This window comes from Sphingomonas zeicaulis (genome assembly GCF_050433225.1).
In the GTDB taxonomy this organism is placed as follows: domain Bacteria; phylum Pseudomonadota; class Alphaproteobacteria; order Sphingomonadales; family Sphingomonadaceae; genus Sphingomonas_D; species Sphingomonas_D zeicaulis.
In genome coordinates, this window is record NZ_JBNPXQ010000004.1 from 180,529 (window position 1) to 197,504 (window position 16,976).

The 16,976-nt window shown below is 68.1% G+C and carries 16 protein-coding genes; 6 read left to right on the plus strand and 10 right to left on the minus strand.

What is annotated here, in order from left to right:
- Positions 1 to 41 precede the first annotated feature (41 nt).
- Positions 42 to 1,712, minus strand: a complete 1,671-nt coding sequence (locus FHS96_RS16040; protein WP_429593571.1) for an alkaline phosphatase family protein — start codon at positions 1,710 to 1,712, stop codon at positions 42 to 44.
- A 96-nt stretch (positions 1,713 to 1,808) separates the two neighbouring features.
- Here FHS96_RS16040 and FHS96_RS16045 point away from each other — a divergent pair, with 96 nt between their 5' ends.
- On the plus strand, positions 1,809 to 3,878 hold the full coding sequence (locus FHS96_RS16045) for a protein-disulfide reductase DsbD family protein (protein ID WP_429593574.1): 2,070 nt from the start codon (positions 1,809 to 1,811) through the stop codon (positions 3,876 to 3,878).
- Between the two features lie 4 nt (positions 3,879 to 3,882).
- Here FHS96_RS16045 and FHS96_RS16050 read toward each other — a convergent pair whose 3' ends face one another.
- The 3 genes from FHS96_RS16050 to FHS96_RS16060 form a co-directional block, all read right to left on the minus strand.
- Positions 3,883 to 4,737: a hypothetical protein gene (locus FHS96_RS16050; RefSeq protein WP_429593577.1), complete on the minus strand. Its 855-nt coding sequence runs from the start codon at positions 4,735 to 4,737 to the stop codon at positions 3,883 to 3,885.
- 77 nt (positions 4,738 to 4,814) lie between these two features.
- Positions 4,815 to 6,515: an amidohydrolase gene (locus tag FHS96_RS16055; protein ID WP_429594113.1), complete on the minus strand. Its 1,701-nt coding sequence runs from the start codon at positions 6,513 to 6,515 to the stop codon at positions 4,815 to 4,817.
- Positions 6,516 to 6,517: 2 nt separating this feature from the next.
- Complete coding sequence (locus tag FHS96_RS16060) at positions 6,518 to 7,384, minus strand: NAD(P)-dependent oxidoreductase (RefSeq protein ID WP_429593580.1); 867 nt, start codon at positions 7,382 to 7,384, stop codon at positions 6,518 to 6,520.
- A 60-nt stretch (positions 7,385 to 7,444) separates the two neighbouring features.
- On the opposite strand from FHS96_RS16060, the gene FHS96_RS16065 reads away from it, so the two are divergent.
- Both FHS96_RS16065 and FHS96_RS16070 read left to right on the plus strand, forming a co-directional pair.
- Positions 7,445 to 8,695 carry a threonine ammonia-lyase gene (locus FHS96_RS16065; RefSeq protein ID WP_429593583.1) on the plus strand — a complete coding sequence of 417 codons (1,251 nt, stop codon included), beginning with the start codon at positions 7,445 to 7,447 and terminating at the stop codon, positions 8,693 to 8,695.
- 199 nt (positions 8,696 to 8,894) lie between these two features.
- Positions 8,895 to 9,692: an arginyltransferase gene (locus FHS96_RS16070; RefSeq protein WP_429593586.1), complete on the plus strand. Its 798-nt coding sequence runs from the start codon at positions 8,895 to 8,897 to the stop codon at positions 9,690 to 9,692.
- Between the two features lie 54 nt (positions 9,693 to 9,746).
- Here FHS96_RS16070 and FHS96_RS16075 read toward each other — a convergent pair whose 3' ends face one another.
- From FHS96_RS16075 to ctrA, 5 genes are all read right to left on the minus strand, one after another.
- A complete protein-coding gene (locus FHS96_RS16075; protein WP_429593589.1) occupies positions 9,747 to 10,496 on the minus strand; it encodes a proteasome-type protease in 750 nt (249 codons plus the stop codon).
- A gap of 87 nt (positions 10,497 to 10,583) precedes the next feature.
- Complete coding sequence (locus tag FHS96_RS16080) at positions 10,584 to 11,390, minus strand: transglutaminase family protein (protein WP_429593592.1); 807 nt, start codon at positions 11,388 to 11,390, stop codon at positions 10,584 to 10,586.
- The gene (locus tag FHS96_RS16085; RefSeq protein WP_429593595.1) at positions 11,390 to 12,325 is read right to left on the minus strand and encodes an alpha-E domain-containing protein; all 936 of its coding nucleotides are present in this window, start codon (positions 12,323 to 12,325) and stop codon (positions 11,390 to 11,392) included. The genes FHS96_RS16080 and FHS96_RS16085 overlap by 1 nt, the downstream gene beginning before the upstream one ends.
- Positions 12,325 to 13,770, minus strand: a complete 1,446-nt coding sequence (locus FHS96_RS16090) for a circularly permuted type 2 ATP-grasp protein (protein WP_429593598.1) — start codon at positions 13,768 to 13,770, stop codon at positions 12,325 to 12,327. The genes FHS96_RS16085 and FHS96_RS16090 overlap by 1 nt, the downstream gene beginning before the upstream one ends.
- 145 nt (positions 13,771 to 13,915) lie before the next feature.
- A complete protein-coding gene (ctrA, locus tag FHS96_RS16095; RefSeq protein WP_429593601.1) occupies positions 13,916 to 14,617 on the minus strand; it encodes a response regulator transcription factor CtrA in 702 nt (233 codons plus the stop codon).
- A 254-nt stretch (positions 14,618 to 14,871) separates the two neighbouring features.
- Here ctrA and FHS96_RS16100 point away from each other — a divergent pair, with 254 nt between their 5' ends.
- From FHS96_RS16100 to FHS96_RS16110, 3 genes are read left to right on the plus strand one after another with little or no spacing between them, the layout of a single operon-like run.
- A complete protein-coding gene (locus FHS96_RS16100; protein WP_429594116.1) occupies positions 14,872 to 15,546 on the plus strand; it encodes an RluA family pseudouridine synthase in 675 nt (224 codons plus the stop codon).
- Entirely contained in the window at positions 15,533 to 15,946 is a 414-nt protein-coding gene (arfB, locus tag FHS96_RS16105; RefSeq protein WP_429593604.1) for an alternative ribosome rescue aminoacyl-tRNA hydrolase ArfB, read from the plus strand. The genes FHS96_RS16100 and arfB overlap by 14 nt, the downstream gene beginning before the upstream one ends.
- 10 nt (positions 15,947 to 15,956) lie before the next feature.
- Positions 15,957 to 16,445: a GAF domain-containing protein gene (locus FHS96_RS16110; RefSeq protein ID WP_429593607.1), complete on the plus strand. Its 489-nt coding sequence runs from the start codon at positions 15,957 to 15,959 to the stop codon at positions 16,443 to 16,445.
- A gap of 14 nt (positions 16,446 to 16,459) precedes the next feature.
- Here the strand turns inward: FHS96_RS16110 and FHS96_RS16115 are convergent, their stop codons facing one another.
- Positions 16,460 to 16,915: a universal stress protein gene (locus FHS96_RS16115; RefSeq protein WP_429593610.1), complete on the minus strand. Its 456-nt coding sequence runs from the start codon at positions 16,913 to 16,915 to the stop codon at positions 16,460 to 16,462.
- Positions 16,916 to 16,976: the final 61 nt, after the last annotated feature.

Consider the following 16,976-nt stretch of genomic DNA (forward strand, 5'->3'; position numbering starts at 1 on the left):
CCTCCCCAAACCCTCCCGCAAGCGGGAGGGTTTTTTCATGCCTATTTCGCGCAGGTGTCGGCCTGGCCGGCGTCGAGGTCGAGGCAGCGGCCGTCAATCTCTTCGGCCGGCACGTCGAGGCCGATCAGCGCGGCGAGCGTGGGCAGGATGTCGACGGTCTCGATGCCCAGCGGCTGCTCGAAGCCGGTGGTGCCGGGGCGGTAGAACAGGATCGGCACGCGGCGGTCGTAGATCCAGGGCGAGCCGTGGGTCGCGACATAGCCCTTGGTCGGGTCCGGGATCGGCAGCACGTGCGGCTTCAGCAGCACGATCAGGTCGCCCGAGCGCTCCGGATCGAAAGAGGCGCGGGCGCGCTCGGCGAGCGACCATTCCTCCACCGGCGGGCGCGGGCTGGGCATGCGGCGCAGATCGTCGGCGGTCAGCACCGTCTGGATCTGGGGATGCGCCTGCAGCTTCGCCTGCGCCAGCGCGATCACGCGCGGGCGCAAAGCGGTGGGCAGCTTGCGGGAGACATACCAGTCGCCGAACGGCCCGGTCGAATAGAGCAGCGGGCCATCCAGCGTGATGCCCAGTTCGGTCGCGATCACCTTGCCGATCTCGTCGGAGTTCAGCTTCGGATCGACGCGCTGCGCATCCGGGAATGCGCGGGCCTTGTTGCGCTCGGTCAGGTCATGGCCGCCATGATCGGCGGTGAGCGCGACGACATAGGGCGTGCCGGTGGCGTCGAGCGCATCGAGGATGCGGCCGACATTGGCGTCGAGCCCCATCAGCTGCGCGCACATCTCGCCACCCTCGGTGCCGAAGGCGTGGCCGACATAGTCCGTGGCCGAGAGCCCGATGGTCAGGACGTCGGTGCCCTGGCCCCGGCCGAGTTTCATCTCATCGATCAGGCCGATGGCAAGGTCGGTGGTGGCGGCGTCGAAGCTGGCGGCGACGCGGAAGCTGCTGAAATCCTCCGCCTTGCGATCGACCGGAACGCCGACCGACTTGCCGGCGCCGATCGGCACCGCGACCGCGCGGCTGCGGCATTCGGCAGGGAGCACGACCTTCTCCGGCCTCGCGATGGTCGCGGCAACGGCTGCGTTGACGCGACCGACGGTGGCGGGCGCCGCGCCGGTGCGATCGGGTAGGGTGACGAACGACTTGCCGCCCCAGAACCAGATCTGGTCGGTCTGGTGGCCGCCCATCATCACCGCCGCACGATCCTTGCCGGCGACCGAGACGACGCGGTCGGCCGGGGCCGCCGCCTTCATCCGGTCACCCAGCGTCAGCGCCTTCAAATGGCTCGGCGAGACGACATATTTCTTGGAGCTCGAACCGGGCGCGGTGGGATCTTCCGCGCAATAGATCACCTTGTCCGCGCGCCCCGCACCCAGATCGATCCAGTCGTTCGCGATGATGCCGGTGCGAGACGGGCGCGATCCGGTGAGGATCGTCGAATGGCCCGGGCAGGTCTCGGTCGCGGCATGGCTCTGATAGCCCGAGGGGAAGACCACGCCCTGCGTCAGCCGCTTCATGCCCAGCCGGAACATCTGGCGATACTCCGCAAAGAGGTTCGCCGAGAACTGGTCCACCGAAATGGCGACAACCAGCCGCGGCGCGGGCTTCGCAGCATTCTGCCGGGCAGGCGCCCGCGCGGGCGCCTGGGCTTGCACCTGCGTGGCGCAGAGCAACGCCGACACGGTTGCGGCGAAACGAAGGGCTGACTTCACGAATGACTCCTTGGCGAACGGGCTCTCACACCGCTAATGAAACCGGCGATGGCAGCGCGGCAAGCAGGTTCGTTGGCGGTGAACGGTTTCCGCTTGATGACGATCGCACTCGCGTCGTTGCTTCTGATGCTGTTTGCGCCGCTTGCGCAGGCGCAGCTTCCAGCCCCCGGCGGCCGGCCCAACATCAAGGCGGCGCTGGTCGCCGAATCGGATCGACCGGCCGCCGGCGGTGTCGTCGCGCTCGCGTTCGAGATGAAGCCCGCGCCGGGCTGGCATGGCTATTGGGCCAATCCCGGCGATGCCGGCCTCGGCATGCGGCTGAAATGGACCTTGCCCGCAGGCGTCACCGTATCGCCGCTGCGCTATCCGGTGCCACAGCGGCTGATCGTCGCCGGGCTGATGAACTATGTCTATGAGGCTGATTATGCCCAGCTGGTGACGCTTGAGGTGCCGGCAGGGCTGACGCCGGGCACGACGTTGCCGATCCGCGTCCAGGCCGACTGGCTGGCCTGCACCGACGAGATCTGCGTGCCTGAGCGCGCCGAACTGGCGCTGGATCTTGTGGTGGGCGACGGCATCGTCGATGCCGCGCGGCGCGGGCGTTTCGACGCTTGGCGGATGGCGCTGCCCCGGCCGCTGGGCGGCGAGGCGCTGTTCGAGGCGAAGGCGGGCAAGCTGCGGCTGGCGATCCCGATCCCGGCCTCCGCCGATATCGGCGAAACCTATTTCTTCCCGCTGACCGAGGGCGCGATCGACTATGCCGCGCCGCAGGCGGTGCGGCGCAAGGGCGACACGGTGTTCGTCGAGGCGACGCTGCGCGGCGGCGCGCCCGCCGCGCTGGACGGCGTGCTGGCGATCGGCGGCGGCCGGGGGCTGGCGCTCCATGCGCGGCCCGGCGCGGTCAACGCCGCCGCCTATGCCGCGGCGACGCCGCTGACCGCGGGCGAATCGACCGAGATGGCCGGCGGGTTGCCGATGACGATCCTGCTGGCGCTTGGCGGCGCTCTGCTCGGCGGGCTGCTGCTCAACATCATGCCCTGCGTGTTTCCGATCATCAGCCTGAAGGCGCTGAGCCTGATCCGCGCAGGCGGTGGCGAGCGCAGCGCGCGGATCGAGGCGCTGGCCTATACCGGCGGCGTCGTGCTCACCTGCTTGCTGCTGGGCGGGCTGCTGCTCGCGCTGCGGGCGGGGGGCGAGGCGGTCGGGTGGGCGTTCCAGCTTCAGGATCCGAGGATCATCCTGCTGCTGCTGGTGGTGGTGCTGGCGATCGCGCTCAACCTCGCCGGGCTGTTTGAGGTCGGCAGCATCGCCGGCGGCGAGCGGCTGGCGCAGCAGGGTGGCGCTGCCGGCGCGTTCTGGACCGGGGCGCTCGCCGCCTTCGTCGCTACCCCCTGCACCGGGCCGTTCATGGCGGCGGCGATGGGCGCCGCGCTGGCGCTGCCCTGGCCGGCGGCATTGGCGGTGTTCGGCGGGCTCGGACTCGGGCTCGCCTTGCCCTTCCTGCTCATCGCCTTTGTGCCCGCACTGCGCCGGCGTATGCCGAAGCCGGGCCCATGGATGGGACGGTTCCGGCGGATCCTCTCGATCCCGATGTTCATCACCGCGCTCGGCCTCGCCTGGGTGCTCGGCCGTCAGGCGGGCGTCGACGGGCTGGCGCTGGGGTTGAGCGCCGCACTCGCAGTCGGCCTCGCCCTATGGTGGGCGGGGCGGCGGCAGTGGACGGGCGGCGGCCGCGGCTGGTTGCCGATGGTGCCGGCGCTCGCGCTTGCGGTTGCCGCGCTGGTGTTGCTGCCGCATGTCGCGGTCCATGTCGATGAAGGCGGCGTGCCCGGGGACGAGCGCTTCAGCGAGCGCCGGTTGGCTGCGCTGCAGGCGGAGGGACGGCCAGTGTTCGTCTATTTCACCGCCGACTGGTGCGTGACCTGCAAGGTCAACGAGAAGGCGGTGCTGCAGCGTCGGCGCGTGGTCGAGGCCTTCTCGCGCAACAAGGTGGCGGTGCTGGTGGGGGACTGGACGCAGGGCGACGCGACGATCAGCCGCTTCCTCGAACGCCATGGCCGCAGCGGCGTGCCGCTCTACCTCTATTACGGCCCCGGCGAGGGTCCGAAGGAACTTCCGCAACTGCTGACCGTGGACATGGTACTGGACGCGATCGACCGCCCCTGAACGGTCAGGATTCGGGCGTCAGCCGCACCGTGCCGCCATCGCCCGTCTCCGACGGGAACGACAGCGCGCCATCCGCACCGCGCGTGACGATGATCGGCGCGTCGCCATTGTCGGGCGTGAGCTGATAGCTTTGAGCATCGCCCTCGCCGATAAGCTCGACGCTGCCTTCGGTGAGGTCGGTGCCGCCGCCGCGGTGGCGCCGTTCCAGCCGATAGCGCTCGGTCTCGGGGCCGCGCGCGGTGAAGCTCAGCACCAGATCGATCCCCGCGCAGTCGGTGCAGGGCAGGCTGCCCCGGAAGCGCGCGCCATCGGTTACCGCCGCCTGGCGCACCGGCGCGCGACAGCCTTCGATCACGCGGCGCACGGTGCCGTTGACCGGCACCTGCAGCGGCTGCGTGCCGGTGGCGTTGACGGCAAGCGTGCTGGCACCGAGCAATTGTTCGATCGCGTCGTCGTCAAGCGAGGCGACCGCCTGCAGCCGGGGCGTGCCGCCGGCCAGCGCGCGCGCCGGATAATGGGTTTCGCTGCCGCCGATCGCGAGCGTCAGTTCGGCGGCGTCGGTCGTGCCGGCGGCGCGCTGCAGCAGCAGACGGCGGCCGCGCCGGTCGCAGCGGATCGCGAACTGCCCCTGTCCGCCCGATTCGCCATAGAGCGCCAGCCCGCCGCCGGGATCGTCGCGATAGAACCAGGCCGGCTCGCGGCTCTGCAGCGCGATCGGTTCAGGCGCATCGGCGGCGTTGCCGCCATCGCCCTGCGCAAGGCCAGGCTCATCGGGGCTGTCCCCGGTGGTATCGGTAGGGGTGGACGTCTCACCGCAGGCGGCGAGCACCAGCAGCGAAGCGACGATCAGGCGGCGCATCCCGCCGCCCTATGCGCTGAACCGCGCCGGCGCAAGCGAGGCGGGATCGACCGGTCGCGGCGCGCGGCTGGGAGCGGTCATTGCCGCTTTGCCGCTGGCGCGGGCGCCGGTGTCGTGGGGGCGGCGTCGAGCGGATACTGTTTGTAGCCGCCGACCCACGTCTCGCTCACCTTCGTCTCGCGCAGTGCCTCGGGGGCGACGGTCAGCGGATCGCGGTCGACGAGGATGAAGTCGGCGCGGCGGCCGGGCAGCAAAGACCCCAGCCGATCCTCGGCGAAGCCCGCCCACGCGCCGCCGGTGGTGTAGGCCGCCAGCGCCTGCTCGCGGCTGAGCTTTTCCTCGGGGTGCCAGCCGCCTGCGGGCTGGCCGTCCGCCCCTTGCCGCGTGATCGCCGCATAGAGGCCGGCGAAGACGTTTGGGGTTTCCACCGGCGCATCCGATCCGAACGCCAGCCGCCCGCCCGCGCGCAGGATCGACTGCCACGCATAGGCGCCGCCCAGCCGGTCGGGGCCGAGCCGCGCTTCGGCCATCTGCCGGTCGCTGGTCTGGTGGATCGGCTGCATCGAGGCGATGATGCCATGTTTGGCAAAGCGCGGCAGATCTGCCGGATCGACGATCTGGGCATGTTCGATGCGCCAGCGCCGATCGCCGGTGAAATCGCTGCTCAGTTCCTCGATCGCGCCAAGCAATTGCGCGTTGGCGGCATCGCCGATCGCGTGGCCGGCGACCTGATAACGGTCCATCGACGCACGGCTGATGAGGTTGCGCAGCTTGGTCTCATCGAGCATCTGCAGCCCGCGCTCGCCCGGTGCATCGGCATAGGGTGCCTTGAGCGCGGCCCCGCGCGATCCGAGCGCGCCATCGAGCCAGAGCTTGACGCCCACCAGCCGCAGCTTGTCGAAATAGAGCCAGGGCGTCGGGCCGCTTCCGCCGATCGTCTGCATGACGTCCGCACCCCCCGCGTAGGAGAGCACACGGACGCGGAGCTGGCCGGTATCGCCGGCACGGCGCAGCGCCATCCAGTCGTCGAGCGAGGTGCCCATGTCAGCAACGGTGGTTACGCCGTTGGCGAGCAGCATCTGCTGCGCCTTCTGCAGCGCATTGTCGCGGTCGCGCGGCAGCGGCGCCGGCACCGCCTTTTCGAGCAGCGTCATCGCGCTATCGACGAAGATGCCGGAAGGCTGGTTGCCCGCCTTCTCGATGCGGCCGCCGGCGGGGGCGGCGGTGGCCGCGGTCACGCCCGCCGCGCGCATCGCCGCGCTGTTCGCCCAGCCGGCATGGCCATCGACGCGGCTCAGCCAGACCGGCTTGTCGCCCACTACGGCATCCAGTTCCGCCGCAGTCGGGAAGCGGCCGAGGCCCCAGCGTTCCTGGTTCCAGCCGGCGCCCAGGATCCACGGGCGCGCCGGGTTCTCCTTGGCATAGGCGGCGATCTTCGCCTGTGCCTCGGCGAGCGACCTGGTGTCCGACAGGTCCAGCGACAGCGCCGAAAAGCCGAGAGGCAGGATATGGGCATGCGAATCGATCATGCCGGGCAGCAGCGTCGCGCCCTTGCCGTCGCGCTTCCAGTCGAGCTGCTTGTCACGCGGGCGCTTGTCGCCGCGCTTGAGCAGCTTGCCGACCTTGCCTTCGCGATCGATGACGATGCCGGTGAAGCGCACCACCTTGCCCTCGGTATCGAGGGTGATGCCGTTGACATTGTCGATCATGCCGTCGGCGAAGGCGGGCGATGCGAGGAGAAACGCGGTCGCCCCGACCGCCGCCGCCAACCGCTTCATCTTCACTTGGGCAGCCTGCGCACGAGGGAGCTGGTGTCGAGCCGTCCGCCGCCGGCGGCCTGCAGCTCGGCATAGAATTGATCGACCAGCGCCGCGACCGGCAGGCTGGCGCCGTTGGTCCGCGCCTCTTCCAGCGTCAGCCCGAGATCCTTGCGCATCCAGTCAACCGCGAAGCCGAAATCGAACCGGTCTTCCGCCATCGTCTTCCAGCGGTTGACCATCTGCCAGCTCGATGCGGCGCCGCCGGAGATCGCCTCGAACACCTTGTCGAGGTCAAGATCGGCATGCTGCGCGAAATGCAGCGCCTCGGCCACGCCCTGCACAGCGCCCGCGATCGCGATCTGGTTGACCATCTTGGTGGTCTGCCCGGCACCCGGCGGGCCGACATGGACGATGCGCGCGCCATAGGCGGTCATATAGGGTTGCGCCGCCTCGAACGCGGTGGCTTGCGCGCCGCACATGATCGAAAGCGTGCCGTTCTCGGCGCCCGCCTGGCCGCCGGACACGGGGGCGTCGACGCTGTAGATGCCGAGATCCTTCGCCTCGACGGCGAGCTGGCGGGCGATGCGGGCGGAAACGGTGGTGTGATCGATGAACACGGCGCCGCGCTTCATCACGCGAAAAGCGCCCTGCTGGCCGATGGTGACGGCGGCGAGATCATCGTCATTGCCGACGCAGGCGATCACCGCATCGCGGTCACGCGCGGCCTCCTGCGGGGTTCCGGCCTTGCTGCCGCCATGGCGTTCCACCCAGGCATCGGCCTTGGCCGAAGACCGGTTGTAGACGGTCACCTCATGCCCCGCCTTCGCAAGATGCCCTGCCATGGGCGCGCCCATGACGCCCAGCCCGATGAATGCTACTTTCGCCATGGGGCGCCTGCATAAGGCGTGTTTCGCTCCGCCGCCAGATGGGCTAGGGGGCGCAGCCTTATGGCAAGCATCGTACAGCTCGAACCGCAGGCCGCTGACCTGCCCGTAACCCTCGATGACGTCCGCGCGGCGCATGCGAGGATTGCGCCTTCGATTGTACGCACGCCGACATTGTACAGCCAGACGCTGTCGAAGCTGACCGGCGCCAATGTGTGGCTGAAGTTCGAAAATCTGCAATTTACCGCGGCCTACAAGGAACGCGGCGCGCTCAACCGGCTGCTGCTGATGGGCGAGGCGGAACGTCGCAAGGGCGTGATCGCCGCATCCGCCGGCAATCATGCGCAGGGCCTCGCCTATCACGCGACGCGACTCGGCATCCCGTCCACGATCGTGATGCCGGAACTCACCCCCACGGTGAAGGTGACGCAGACCGAAGGCCATGGCGCCAACGTGATCCTGCACGGCGAGACCTTCGATGCGGCCTCGGCCCATGCCCGGCTGCTTGAGGTGGAGCGGGGGCTGACCTTCGTCCATCCATTCGACGAGCCCGATGTCGTCGCGGGGCAGGGCACCGTCGCGCTCGAAATGCTGGAGGATGTGCCCGCGATCGACACGCTGGCGATCCCGATCGGCGGCGGCGGCCTGCTTTCGGGCTGCGGCGTTGCCGCGCGCGGGCTGAAGCCGGATATCATGCTCGTCGGCATCCAGGCGGAGCTCTATCCCTCCACCTATGCCGCGCTGAAGCAGATCGAGCTGCCGTGCGAGGGCGATACGCTGGCGGAGGGCATCGCGGTCAAGGAGCCGGGCCGGCTCACCCGCCGCATGGTCGGCCAACTCGTCGACGATGTCGTGCTGGTCAACGAACGGCGGCTGGAGGAGTCGGTCAGCCTGCTGCTCCAGATCGAGAAGACGGTGGTCGAGGGTGCCGGCGCTGCCGGACTCGCCGCGCTGCTGACCTATCCGGAGATGTTCCGCGGCCGCAATGTCGGCATCGTGCTGACCGGCGGCAATATCGATACCCGGCTGCTCGCCAACGTGCTGCTGCGCGACCTCGCCCGTTCGGGCCGACTCGCCCGCCTGCGGGTGCGTCTGCAGGACCGGCCGGGCGCGCTGTTCCACGTCGCGCGCATCTTCGACGAGCAGCGCGTGAACATCATCGAGGTCTATCACCAGCGCGTGTTCACCACGCTGCCGGCCAAGGGCCTGATCACCGACATCGAGTGCGAAACGCGGGATTCCGCCCATCTCGAGCGGTTGATCACGGCGTTGCGCGCCGGCGGCTATGAGGTGAGCCCGGTCGAACTCGCCTGACCGCATAGACGCTTCACGACGGGCTGGCCGCGCGCTATCATCGCGCGATCGGCCTGTGGGAGGCCGGGCATGATGGCCAGATGATCATGCCGCTGGAACGGGGGGCTGCGATGCCCCCAGCCGCGCGCCGATGACGTTCTACATCGGCTCGGCCGGCGGTGCTCAACTGTGCGCAGGTAGATGAGGGGGGATTCGGGCGTTGACTGCACCTTTTCGTTTTCCCCGCTTCTTCGTTACCAGCCCGTCCCCCTGCCCCTATCTGCCGGGACGCACCGAGCGGAAGGTCTTCACCGAGCTGAAGGGCCCGAACGCTATCGAGCTCAACGATGCGCTGGGCCGGATCGGCTTCCGCCGCAGCCAGAGCGTCGCCTATCGCCCCAATTGCATCGGCTGTTCGGCCTGCGTCTCCGTGCGCGTCGTCGCCGGCGAGTTCAAGGCCAACGGCACCCAGCGTCGGCTGCTGCGCCGCCATGACGATCTGGAGGTCACGACCTGCAAGCCCTGGTCGACCGACGAGCAGTTCGATCTGCTGAGCCGTTACCTGGCGGCGCGGCACCCCGGCGGCGGCATGGCCGACATGGACGAGATCGACTATGCCGACATGGTCGAGCAAACGCCGGTCGAATCCTATGTGATCGAATATCGCGAGCGGGCGCCCGAAGGTGGTCGCGGCCGGCTGGTCGGCGCCTGCCTCACCGACAAGCAGGCCGATGGCCTGTCGATGATCTATTCCTATTTCGACGCCGAGGATGAAAGCCGCCCCGGGCTCGGCACCTTCATCATCCTCGACCATATCCGCCGCGCGCAGGCCGCGGGCTTGCCCTATGTCTATCTCGGCTATTGGGTCGAAGGCGCCAAGCGCATGCAATACAAGACCCGCTTCCGCCCGATCGAGCGGCTGGGGCAGGGTGGCTGGCAGCGCTTCGAGCCGGGTGACGAGAGCGCTGCACCGTCCGGGGCGCCAGCGCCGGGGAACCATGGAAAGCTGGTGCGGTAGTAGGGCTGAAACTTCCTCCCCGACGCTGCGCGCCGGGGAGGAAAATGATCGCCCTCAAACCTCTTTCATGAACGGCGGCACCGGAATCGCCGCGCGGCTTTCGTTGAGCAGTCGGCCCCATTCGGACGAGAGCATGTCGAAATAGGCATCGTCCTCGCTGATCCGCAGCCGGATGTCCGGCTTCGTCGCGTCCGAGGGCACGACGAGCAGGTCGAAGGGGCGGCCGACCGACAGGTTGGAGCGCAGGGTGCTGTCGAACGAGATCAGCCCCACCTTCACCGCCTCGTCCAGTTCGGTGTCATAGGCCAGGGCGCGGTCGAGGATCGGCTTGCCATATTTGAGCTCGCCGATCTGGAGGAACGGGCTGTCGGGGCTGCATTCGATGAAATTGCCCTCGCCATAGATCATGAAGAGGTGCAGCGGCCCGCCCTGGATGCGGCCGCCGAGCAGCAGCGAGATGCCGGCGTTGATGCCGGTGCCGCTGAGCGTGGCGCCGACCGAATAGCTCGCCGCCCGCACTGCCTCGCCCACGAGTTGCGCCGCGCGGAACATCGTCGGCACCCCCGCCAATGTCCGCGGGATGCCCCCTTCCTCGAGCGGCGGCAGCCCCTCGGTCAGCATCGACAGCATCGACTGGGTGACGGACAGGCTGCCGGCCGAGGCGATCGCCATCAGACGATCCTCATTGTCCTGCAATATGTGCAGCTTGCGATAGATCGAGATGTTGTCGATGCCGGCGTTGGTGCGCGTATCCGCGATCATTACCATGCCGGCGCGGGTCAGCAGCCCCACGCAATAGGTCATGTCATCCTCTCCGGTCCGTGGGCCAGACTTTTATAGGCGATGATTAGCGCCTTTTGCGCGGGAACGGCAGCGGAATCGCCGAAGCGCTCAGCTCTGCTGCTGTTGCGACTGACCGGCATCCTCGATCTCGACGTCGACATCGACGTCGAGCATCTCGATGCCGCCGCCTTCACGTGCGCCCGAGATCGGGGTGGCATCGCTGGCGTCGAGGCCGGCGGCGACGCGGACATAATCGACCTCGGCAAGCGCGCCGACGCACGGATCGAACGCGATCCATTCATCGTCGAGCAGCACCTCGACCCAGCTATGCGGCCGCGCGGCGGGGCCGCTGCTGAACGCGAGGCAGTGGCCCGCGACGAAACGGGCCGGATAGCCTGCGACGCGCACCGCGGAGGCGAAGAGATGGGCGATGTCACGCGCGGTTCCCTGGCCCTCGGCGAGTGTCTGCGCCGCGGTGCGGCCGAGCACGGGTCGGGACTTGAACAGGCGCGCCCGCTCCTGCACCAGCCGGTTGATCGCCTGCGGCGTCTTGCCTTCGCGTGCCAGCGCCTCGATCGCGGTGTCGGCGCGGGTGAGTACGGTCTGGCGGGTATAGACGAGCGGCGGCAGCGGATCGGGCGCGCCGGATACGCGTCCGCCGCACGCCTCGGTCAGCACCTCGCCATGCACGCTGATCTCGAACTCGGTCAGCGGCCCGTCGATATAGAGCATCGTCGTGATGTTGCCGAAGCCGTCGAGCCCCTCGCGCAGGCGGCAATCCTGATCGATGTCGATGCGCCAGCCGGCGACGGTCTGGCCGCCATGGTCCTGCGGGGTGAGGCGCAGCAATTGCACGATGCGCGCCTGCGGCTCGCTAAAGCTGTAGCGGGAGCGGTGATCGATGGTGAGGCGCATCAGACGAACCTGAACTGGCGGGCGATCGCACCATCGAGCGCGGCATTCTCGATGATAAAGGCCTCGAGGAATTCGTGCAGGCCGCCGTTGATGATCTCGCCGACCTTGGTCGTGGCCAGCTTGCTCAACCGCGCGCGCGCCCTGCGGTCGGCCTCGCCCTGCAGTCCGGTGCGCTTGCCGAGCGCGCTCAGCAACTCGACCACCTCTTCGGCGGCGCCGGTGATCGACAGCGGCAGTTCGCGGCGCAGCACCAGCAACTCGGTCACGCGGCTGGGGGTGAGCCCTTCCGAATAGAGCCAGCGATAGGCGGTGACGGCGGAGACGGTCTGGAGGATCGTCGTCCACTGGTCACGGTCCATCGTGCCGCCGACATATTCACCCTCGGGCAGCAGGATGTGATATTTGACGTCGAGCAGGCGCGCAGTGTTATCCGCGCGCTCGATCGCCTGGCCGAGGCGGATGAACCAGCTCGCCTGATTGCGCATCATCCGGTGCAGCGCGCCTTCGAAGCTGCGCACCTCCGCCTTGGTCTGGTCGACGAGGTTGAGCGTCGCCTGCGTGCCGCCGGGGCTGGCGCGGCCGTGCGAGATAATCCAGGCGCGGTTGATCGCGCTCCAAGCCTCGCGGGTCAGCGCGGTGCGCACCGAGCGCGCATTGTCGCGCGCGCGATCGAGGCAGTTGATGATCGATCCGGGATGCTCGGCCGACAAGGTGAGGAAGCGGCTGACATTCTGCGGCGTCAGCTTCTCTCCCGTCGCCATGAAGGCGGCGTCGGCATCGGTGACGAGCAGCGCGCTCATCCACGCGATCTCTCCGGCGGGCTGCGCCGAGAGCGCATCGAGCCGGACGGTCGCCTCGACGAGGCGGGCGGTGAAATCGGCGCGCTCGATATAGCGGCCGAGCCAGTAGAGGCAGGAGGCGGTGCGCGACAGCATCAGTCGGCCGACCCTTCGTCGAGCAGCACGAAGCTGTCCTTGGTGCCGCCGCCCTGGCTGGAATTGACCACGAGTGATCCCTTCTTCAGCGCCACGCGGGTGAGCCCGCCCGGCACGATGTCGACGCCATTGGCGCCGGTGAGCACGAACGGCCGGAAATCGACGTGGCGGGGGGCAATCCCCTCGTCGGTCAAGGTCGGCACGGTCGACAGCGCCAATGTCGGTTGCGCGATGTAGCGGTGCGGCTCGGCGACCAGCGCGGCGCGAAACGTCTCGATCTCGTCCCTTGAAGCGGTCGGGCCAACGAGCATGCCATAGCCGCCCGACCCGTCGACCAGCTTCACGACCAGTTCGGGGAGGTGATCGAGCACATATTTGAGCGCCTGCGGTTCGCGGCAGCGCCACGTCTCGACATTGGGCAACTGTGCCTCGCCGCCCGAATAGAAGCGCACGATCTCGGGCATGTAGCTGTAGATCGCCTTGTCGTCGGCGATGCCGGTGCCCGGCGCGTTGACCAATGTGACGTTGCCGGCGCGATAGGCGGCCATCAGCCCGGGCACGCCCAGCAGCGAATCGGGGCGGAAGACGAGTGGGTCGAGGAAATCATCGTCGATCCGGCGATAGATCACGTCGACCTTCACCGGGCCGGTGATGGTGCGCATCCAGACGATGTCGTCGTCGACCATCAGGTCCGCCGCCTCGACCAGCTCGATGCCGAGATTGTCGGCGAGAAAGCTGTGTTCGTAATAGGCCGAATTGAACCGCCCCGGCGTCAGGATCACGCAGACCGGATCGGCGGCCGTGGCCCGTGGCGCCACCGAGCGCATCGTCGCCAGCAGCCGGTCCGGATAGGAATCCACTGCGGCGACGCGGAACTGGCGGAACAGTTCGGGGCACAGCCGGATCATCGCCTCGCGGTTCTCCAGCATGTATGAAACGCCGGAAGGGGTGCGGGCATTGTCTTCCAGCACCCAGAACTGGTCGGGGCCGGTGCGCACCAGATCGATGCCGCAGATGTGCGAATAAATGCCGTGCGGCGGCTTGGTGCCGGCCGCCTCGGGGCGGAATTGCGGGTTGGTGAGGATCAGTTCGGGCGGAACCACGCCTTCCTTGAGGATGCGGCGCTCGCCATAGATGTCGTCGAGAAAGGCATTGAGCGCCTGCACGCGCTGGATCAGCCCGGCGGACAGCTTCGACCATTCTTTCCACGTGAACATGCGTGGCACGATGTCGAACGGGATGATCCGCTCCGCCGCATCCTCCTCGCCATAGACCGCGAAGGTGATGCCCAACTGGCGAAAGGCTGCCTCGGCCGCCTGCTGGCGGCGCTGCAACTCGGCGTCCGGCGTTTCTTCCATCCACCGCGTGATCGGCGCGAAGCCCGACCTTGCACTGCCTCCGGCGCTGTCGCCCCAGATTTCGTCGAACGCCTTTGGCCCCGCCATGCTCCCCCGTGTGTGCAAAAATCCGCCCGTGAGACCTGCAGACTGCGCCGGATTATTGCGGCGCACAAGGGGGGCATATCGACAAACGCGAAGCGGCCGGCGGATCGCTCCGCCGGCCGCTGCAATGCATTGATCCGCCCCGAAATCAGGCGACTTGCGGCACTTGCACATCCTCGGGATCGCGCAGCACATAGCCGCGGCCCCATACGGTTTCGATATAGTTGTCGCCGGTGCAGGCCAGGCTCAGCTTCTTGCGCAGCTTGCAGATGAACACGTCGATGATCTTGAGCTCGGGCTCGTCCATGCCGCCATAGAGATGATTGAGGAACATCTCCTTGGTCAAGGTCGTGCCCTTGCGGAGCGAGAGCAGCTCCAGCATCGCATATTCCTTGCCGGTCAGGTGAACGCGGCTGCCATCGACCTCGACGGTCTTGGCATCGAGGTTGACCGAGAGCTTGCCGGTGCGGATCACCGACTGGCTGTGGCCCTTCGAGCGGCGGACGACGGCATGGATGCGCGCGACCAGTTCCTCGCGGTGGAAGGGCTTCACGACATAGTCGTCGGCGCCGAAGCCGAAGCTGCGCACCTTGGTATCCATCTCGTCGATGCCCGACAGGATCAGCACCGGCGTCAGCACCTTGGCGACGCGCAATTTCTTCAACACGTCATAGCCGTGCATGTCGGGCAGGTTCAGATCGAGCAGGATGATGTCGTAATCATAGAGCTTGCCGAGATCCAAGCCCTCTTCGCCGAGATCGGTGGTGTAGACGTTGAAGCCTTCGGTGGTGAGCATCAGCCCGACCGCCTTGGCTACAGTCGCATCATCCTCGATCAACAGCACGCGCATGCCGGCATCCCCTGTGTGCGGCCAGAGTCTCGCCGCATCTCAACCTATGCATTAACCAACGCAGATGTGAAGACAAAAGGTTAATTTCCCTGCAACCTGGTGGTGAAAGTGCCCGAAAACCGGCACTTTCAGCGAACGCAGGTCGTTCATCTCCAGCCGTGCCCCGGCCTCTGGGGGCGCGCGAGGCGACGACTCGCCCGGCCGGAACGCACGCAACGTTTGCGCCCGCGCGTCGCGCGGCCCATATGCGCGCGATGCTCGCCGACCATGTTCTCTTCATCGATGCCGAGGCGCTGGTCGTCGACAAGCCCAGCGGCCTGCCGGTCGATCCTCCGCGTGACGGATCGCTCAGCGTCGAAAATCATCTCGAAAGCCTCAGCTTCGGCTTCAAGCGCTGGCCCTCACCGGTGCACCGGCTGGATCGCGACACGTCCGGCTGCCTGTTGCTCGCGCGCCATCCCAAGGCGCATCGCCGATTCGCGCAGGCGTTCGAATCGGGCGAGGTCGAGAAGACCTATGTCGCGGTGATCGAGGGTGTGCCCGCCGAACAGGAAGGCGTCATCGATCTCGCGCTCGACAAGAAATCGACCCGCGAGGCGGGCTGGCGAATGGTGCCCGCGGCGGGCGGCAAGCCCGCGCTGACCCGCTGGCGGCTGCTCGATGCCAGAGGCGGCCGCGCGCTGATCGCTTTCAGCCCCGAAACCGGCCGCACCCACCAGATCCGTGTCCATGCCGCCTCCGGCCTGGGCGCCGCGATCGTCGGTGATCCGGTCTATGGTCGCGCCGGCACGCCGATGCTGCTGCACGCGCTCAAGCTGGTGCTGCCGCGCGAGGGCAAGCGCCCGGTGGAGGCGGTGGCGCCGCTGCCCGAGCGCTTCGCCGCGGCAGGTTTCGCGTTGCCCGAGGGCTATCTCGATGCCGGCGCCTGAACCCTGGCCGATCCCCGAAGAGGCGATCGAGGAGAAATTCCTCGCCGCCACCGGACCCGGCGGACAGAATGTCAACAAGGTGGCGACCGCGGTTCAGCTACGCGTCGACGTGTTCGCGCTGCGGCTCGACCCCGGCACCTATAGCCGCCTCAAGGTGCTGGCGGGCAGCCGCTTCACCGATGACGGCGCGATTGTCGTCACCGCGCGCAGTTTCCGCACGCGGGAGGCGAACCGTGCCGATGCCCGGCAGCGCGTCGGCGAATTGCTGCGACGCGCGCACGAACGGCCGGTGAAGCGGATCAAGACGAAGGTCAGTCGCACCGCCAAGCTCAAGCGACTGGAAGGCAAGGCGATCCGCTCCGGCGTCAAGCGCGGGCGCGGCAAGGTCTCGATGGATTGAGGAAAGAGATATGCACGTCTTCACCATCGCCGCAGATCAGGATGCGGCGGCACTCTGGCAGGAGATCGCGGGCGCGGGCGATGCGCTGACCGCGGGCGAGCCCGATACCATTGCCAACATGGCCAACCTCGCCGCGCTGCTGTGGGAATATCTGGCCGATATCAACTGGGTGGGCTTCTACCGGCTGGTGGGCGACGAGCTGGTGCTCGGGCCATTCCAGGGCAAGGCCGCCTGCATCCGCATTGCGATGGGCGCCGGCGTATGCGGTGCCGCCGCGGCGACGCGCGAGACGCAGCGGGTGGAAGATGTCCACGCCTTCCCCGGCCACATCGCCTGCGACGCCGCCTCCGCCTCAGAACTGGTCGTACCAGTGGTGGTCGATGGCCGGCTGATTGGCGTGCTGGATATCGACAGCCCCAGCCTGGCGCGCTTCAGCGCCGCGGATGCTGCGGGCGCGGAAGCATTCGTCGCGCGGATCGGGGCGCGGATCGCGGGGTAAGGACAAAGCAGGCCTCAGCTCAGCCGGTCGATCGCCTCGCTGTCGAGCGAACCCGGCACGATCATCAGCGGGCAGGGGAGCTTGCCCGCGTCCACCCCGGCGAAGTGGCTCACCAGCACGCCCGGTGAACCGGATGGGGCGGCGCCCAGCACCAGTGCGGCGACGCCGGGATTGTCGCGCAGCATGCCGCGCACCACCGCGACGGGTTCCCCCTGCCGCACGGTGATCTTGGGCTGCACGCCGGCGTCCTCCATCAGCGCACCGGCGGCGCCGGCGACCAGCGCCTCGGCGCGTTGGCGCGCTTCCTGTTCCATCGTCGCTTGCACGCCGCCCCACTGGACGAACTCGGCAGGCGGCACGAGTGCGAGAATCTCTACGGTGCCGCCCGTCTTCGCGGCGCGGCGTGCGGCGAACCGCAGCGCGGCCCCCGACTCGTCGGTCTCGTCGATCACGACCAGATAGGTGCGCATGGGTTCCTTGCCTTCACGGGCATGAAAAATGCGGCAGCGAATCGTTGCTGGCAACCCTGTG

Excerpts from the sequence above, each read along its gene's own strand:
- FHS96_RS16115 (WP_429593610.1), bottom strand. The coding sequence starts at position 16,915 with ATGCGCACCTATCTGGTCGTGATCGACGAGACCGACGAGTCGGGGGCC.
- FHS96_RS16100 (WP_429594116.1), top strand. The coding sequence starts at position 14,872 with ATGCTCGCCGACCATGTTCTCTTCATCGATGCCGAGGCGCTGGTCGTC.
- FHS96_RS16110 (WP_429593607.1), top strand. The coding sequence starts at position 15,957 with ATGCACGTCTTCACCATCGCCGCAGATCAGGATGCGGCGGCACTCTGG.
- FHS96_RS16055 (WP_429594113.1), bottom strand. The coding sequence starts at position 6,515 with ATGAAGCGGTTGGCGGCGGCGGTCGGGGCGACCGCGTTTCTCCTCGCA.
- FHS96_RS16080 (WP_429593592.1), bottom strand. The coding sequence starts at position 11,390 with ATGCGCCTCACCATCGATCACCGCTCCCGCTACAGCTTTAGCGAGCCG.
- FHS96_RS16045 (WP_429593574.1), top strand. The coding sequence starts at position 1,809 with ATGACGATCGCACTCGCGTCGTTGCTTCTGATGCTGTTTGCGCCGCTT.
- arfB (WP_429593604.1), top strand. The coding sequence starts at position 15,533 with ATGCCGGCGCCTGAACCCTGGCCGATCCCCGAAGAGGCGATCGAGGAG.
- FHS96_RS16085 (WP_429593595.1), bottom strand. The coding sequence starts at position 12,325 with ATGCTGTCGCGCACCGCCTCCTGCCTCTACTGGCTCGGCCGCTATATC.
- FHS96_RS16075 (WP_429593589.1), bottom strand. The coding sequence starts at position 10,496 with ATGACCTATTGCGTGGGGCTGCTGACCCGCGCCGGCATGGTAATGATC.
- ctrA (WP_429593601.1), bottom strand. The coding sequence starts at position 14,617 with ATGCGCGTGCTGTTGATCGAGGATGATGCGACTGTAGCCAAGGCGGTC.
- FHS96_RS16090 (WP_429593598.1), bottom strand. The coding sequence starts at position 13,770 with ATGGCGGGGCCAAAGGCGTTCGACGAAATCTGGGGCGACAGCGCCGGA.
- FHS96_RS16065 (WP_429593583.1), top strand. The coding sequence starts at position 7,445 with ATGGCAAGCATCGTACAGCTCGAACCGCAGGCCGCTGACCTGCCCGTA.
- FHS96_RS16050 (WP_429593577.1), bottom strand. The coding sequence starts at position 4,737 with ATGCGCCGCCTGATCGTCGCTTCGCTGCTGGTGCTCGCCGCCTGCGGT.
- FHS96_RS16060 (WP_429593580.1), bottom strand. The coding sequence starts at position 7,384 with ATGGCGAAAGTAGCATTCATCGGGCTGGGCGTCATGGGCGCGCCCATG.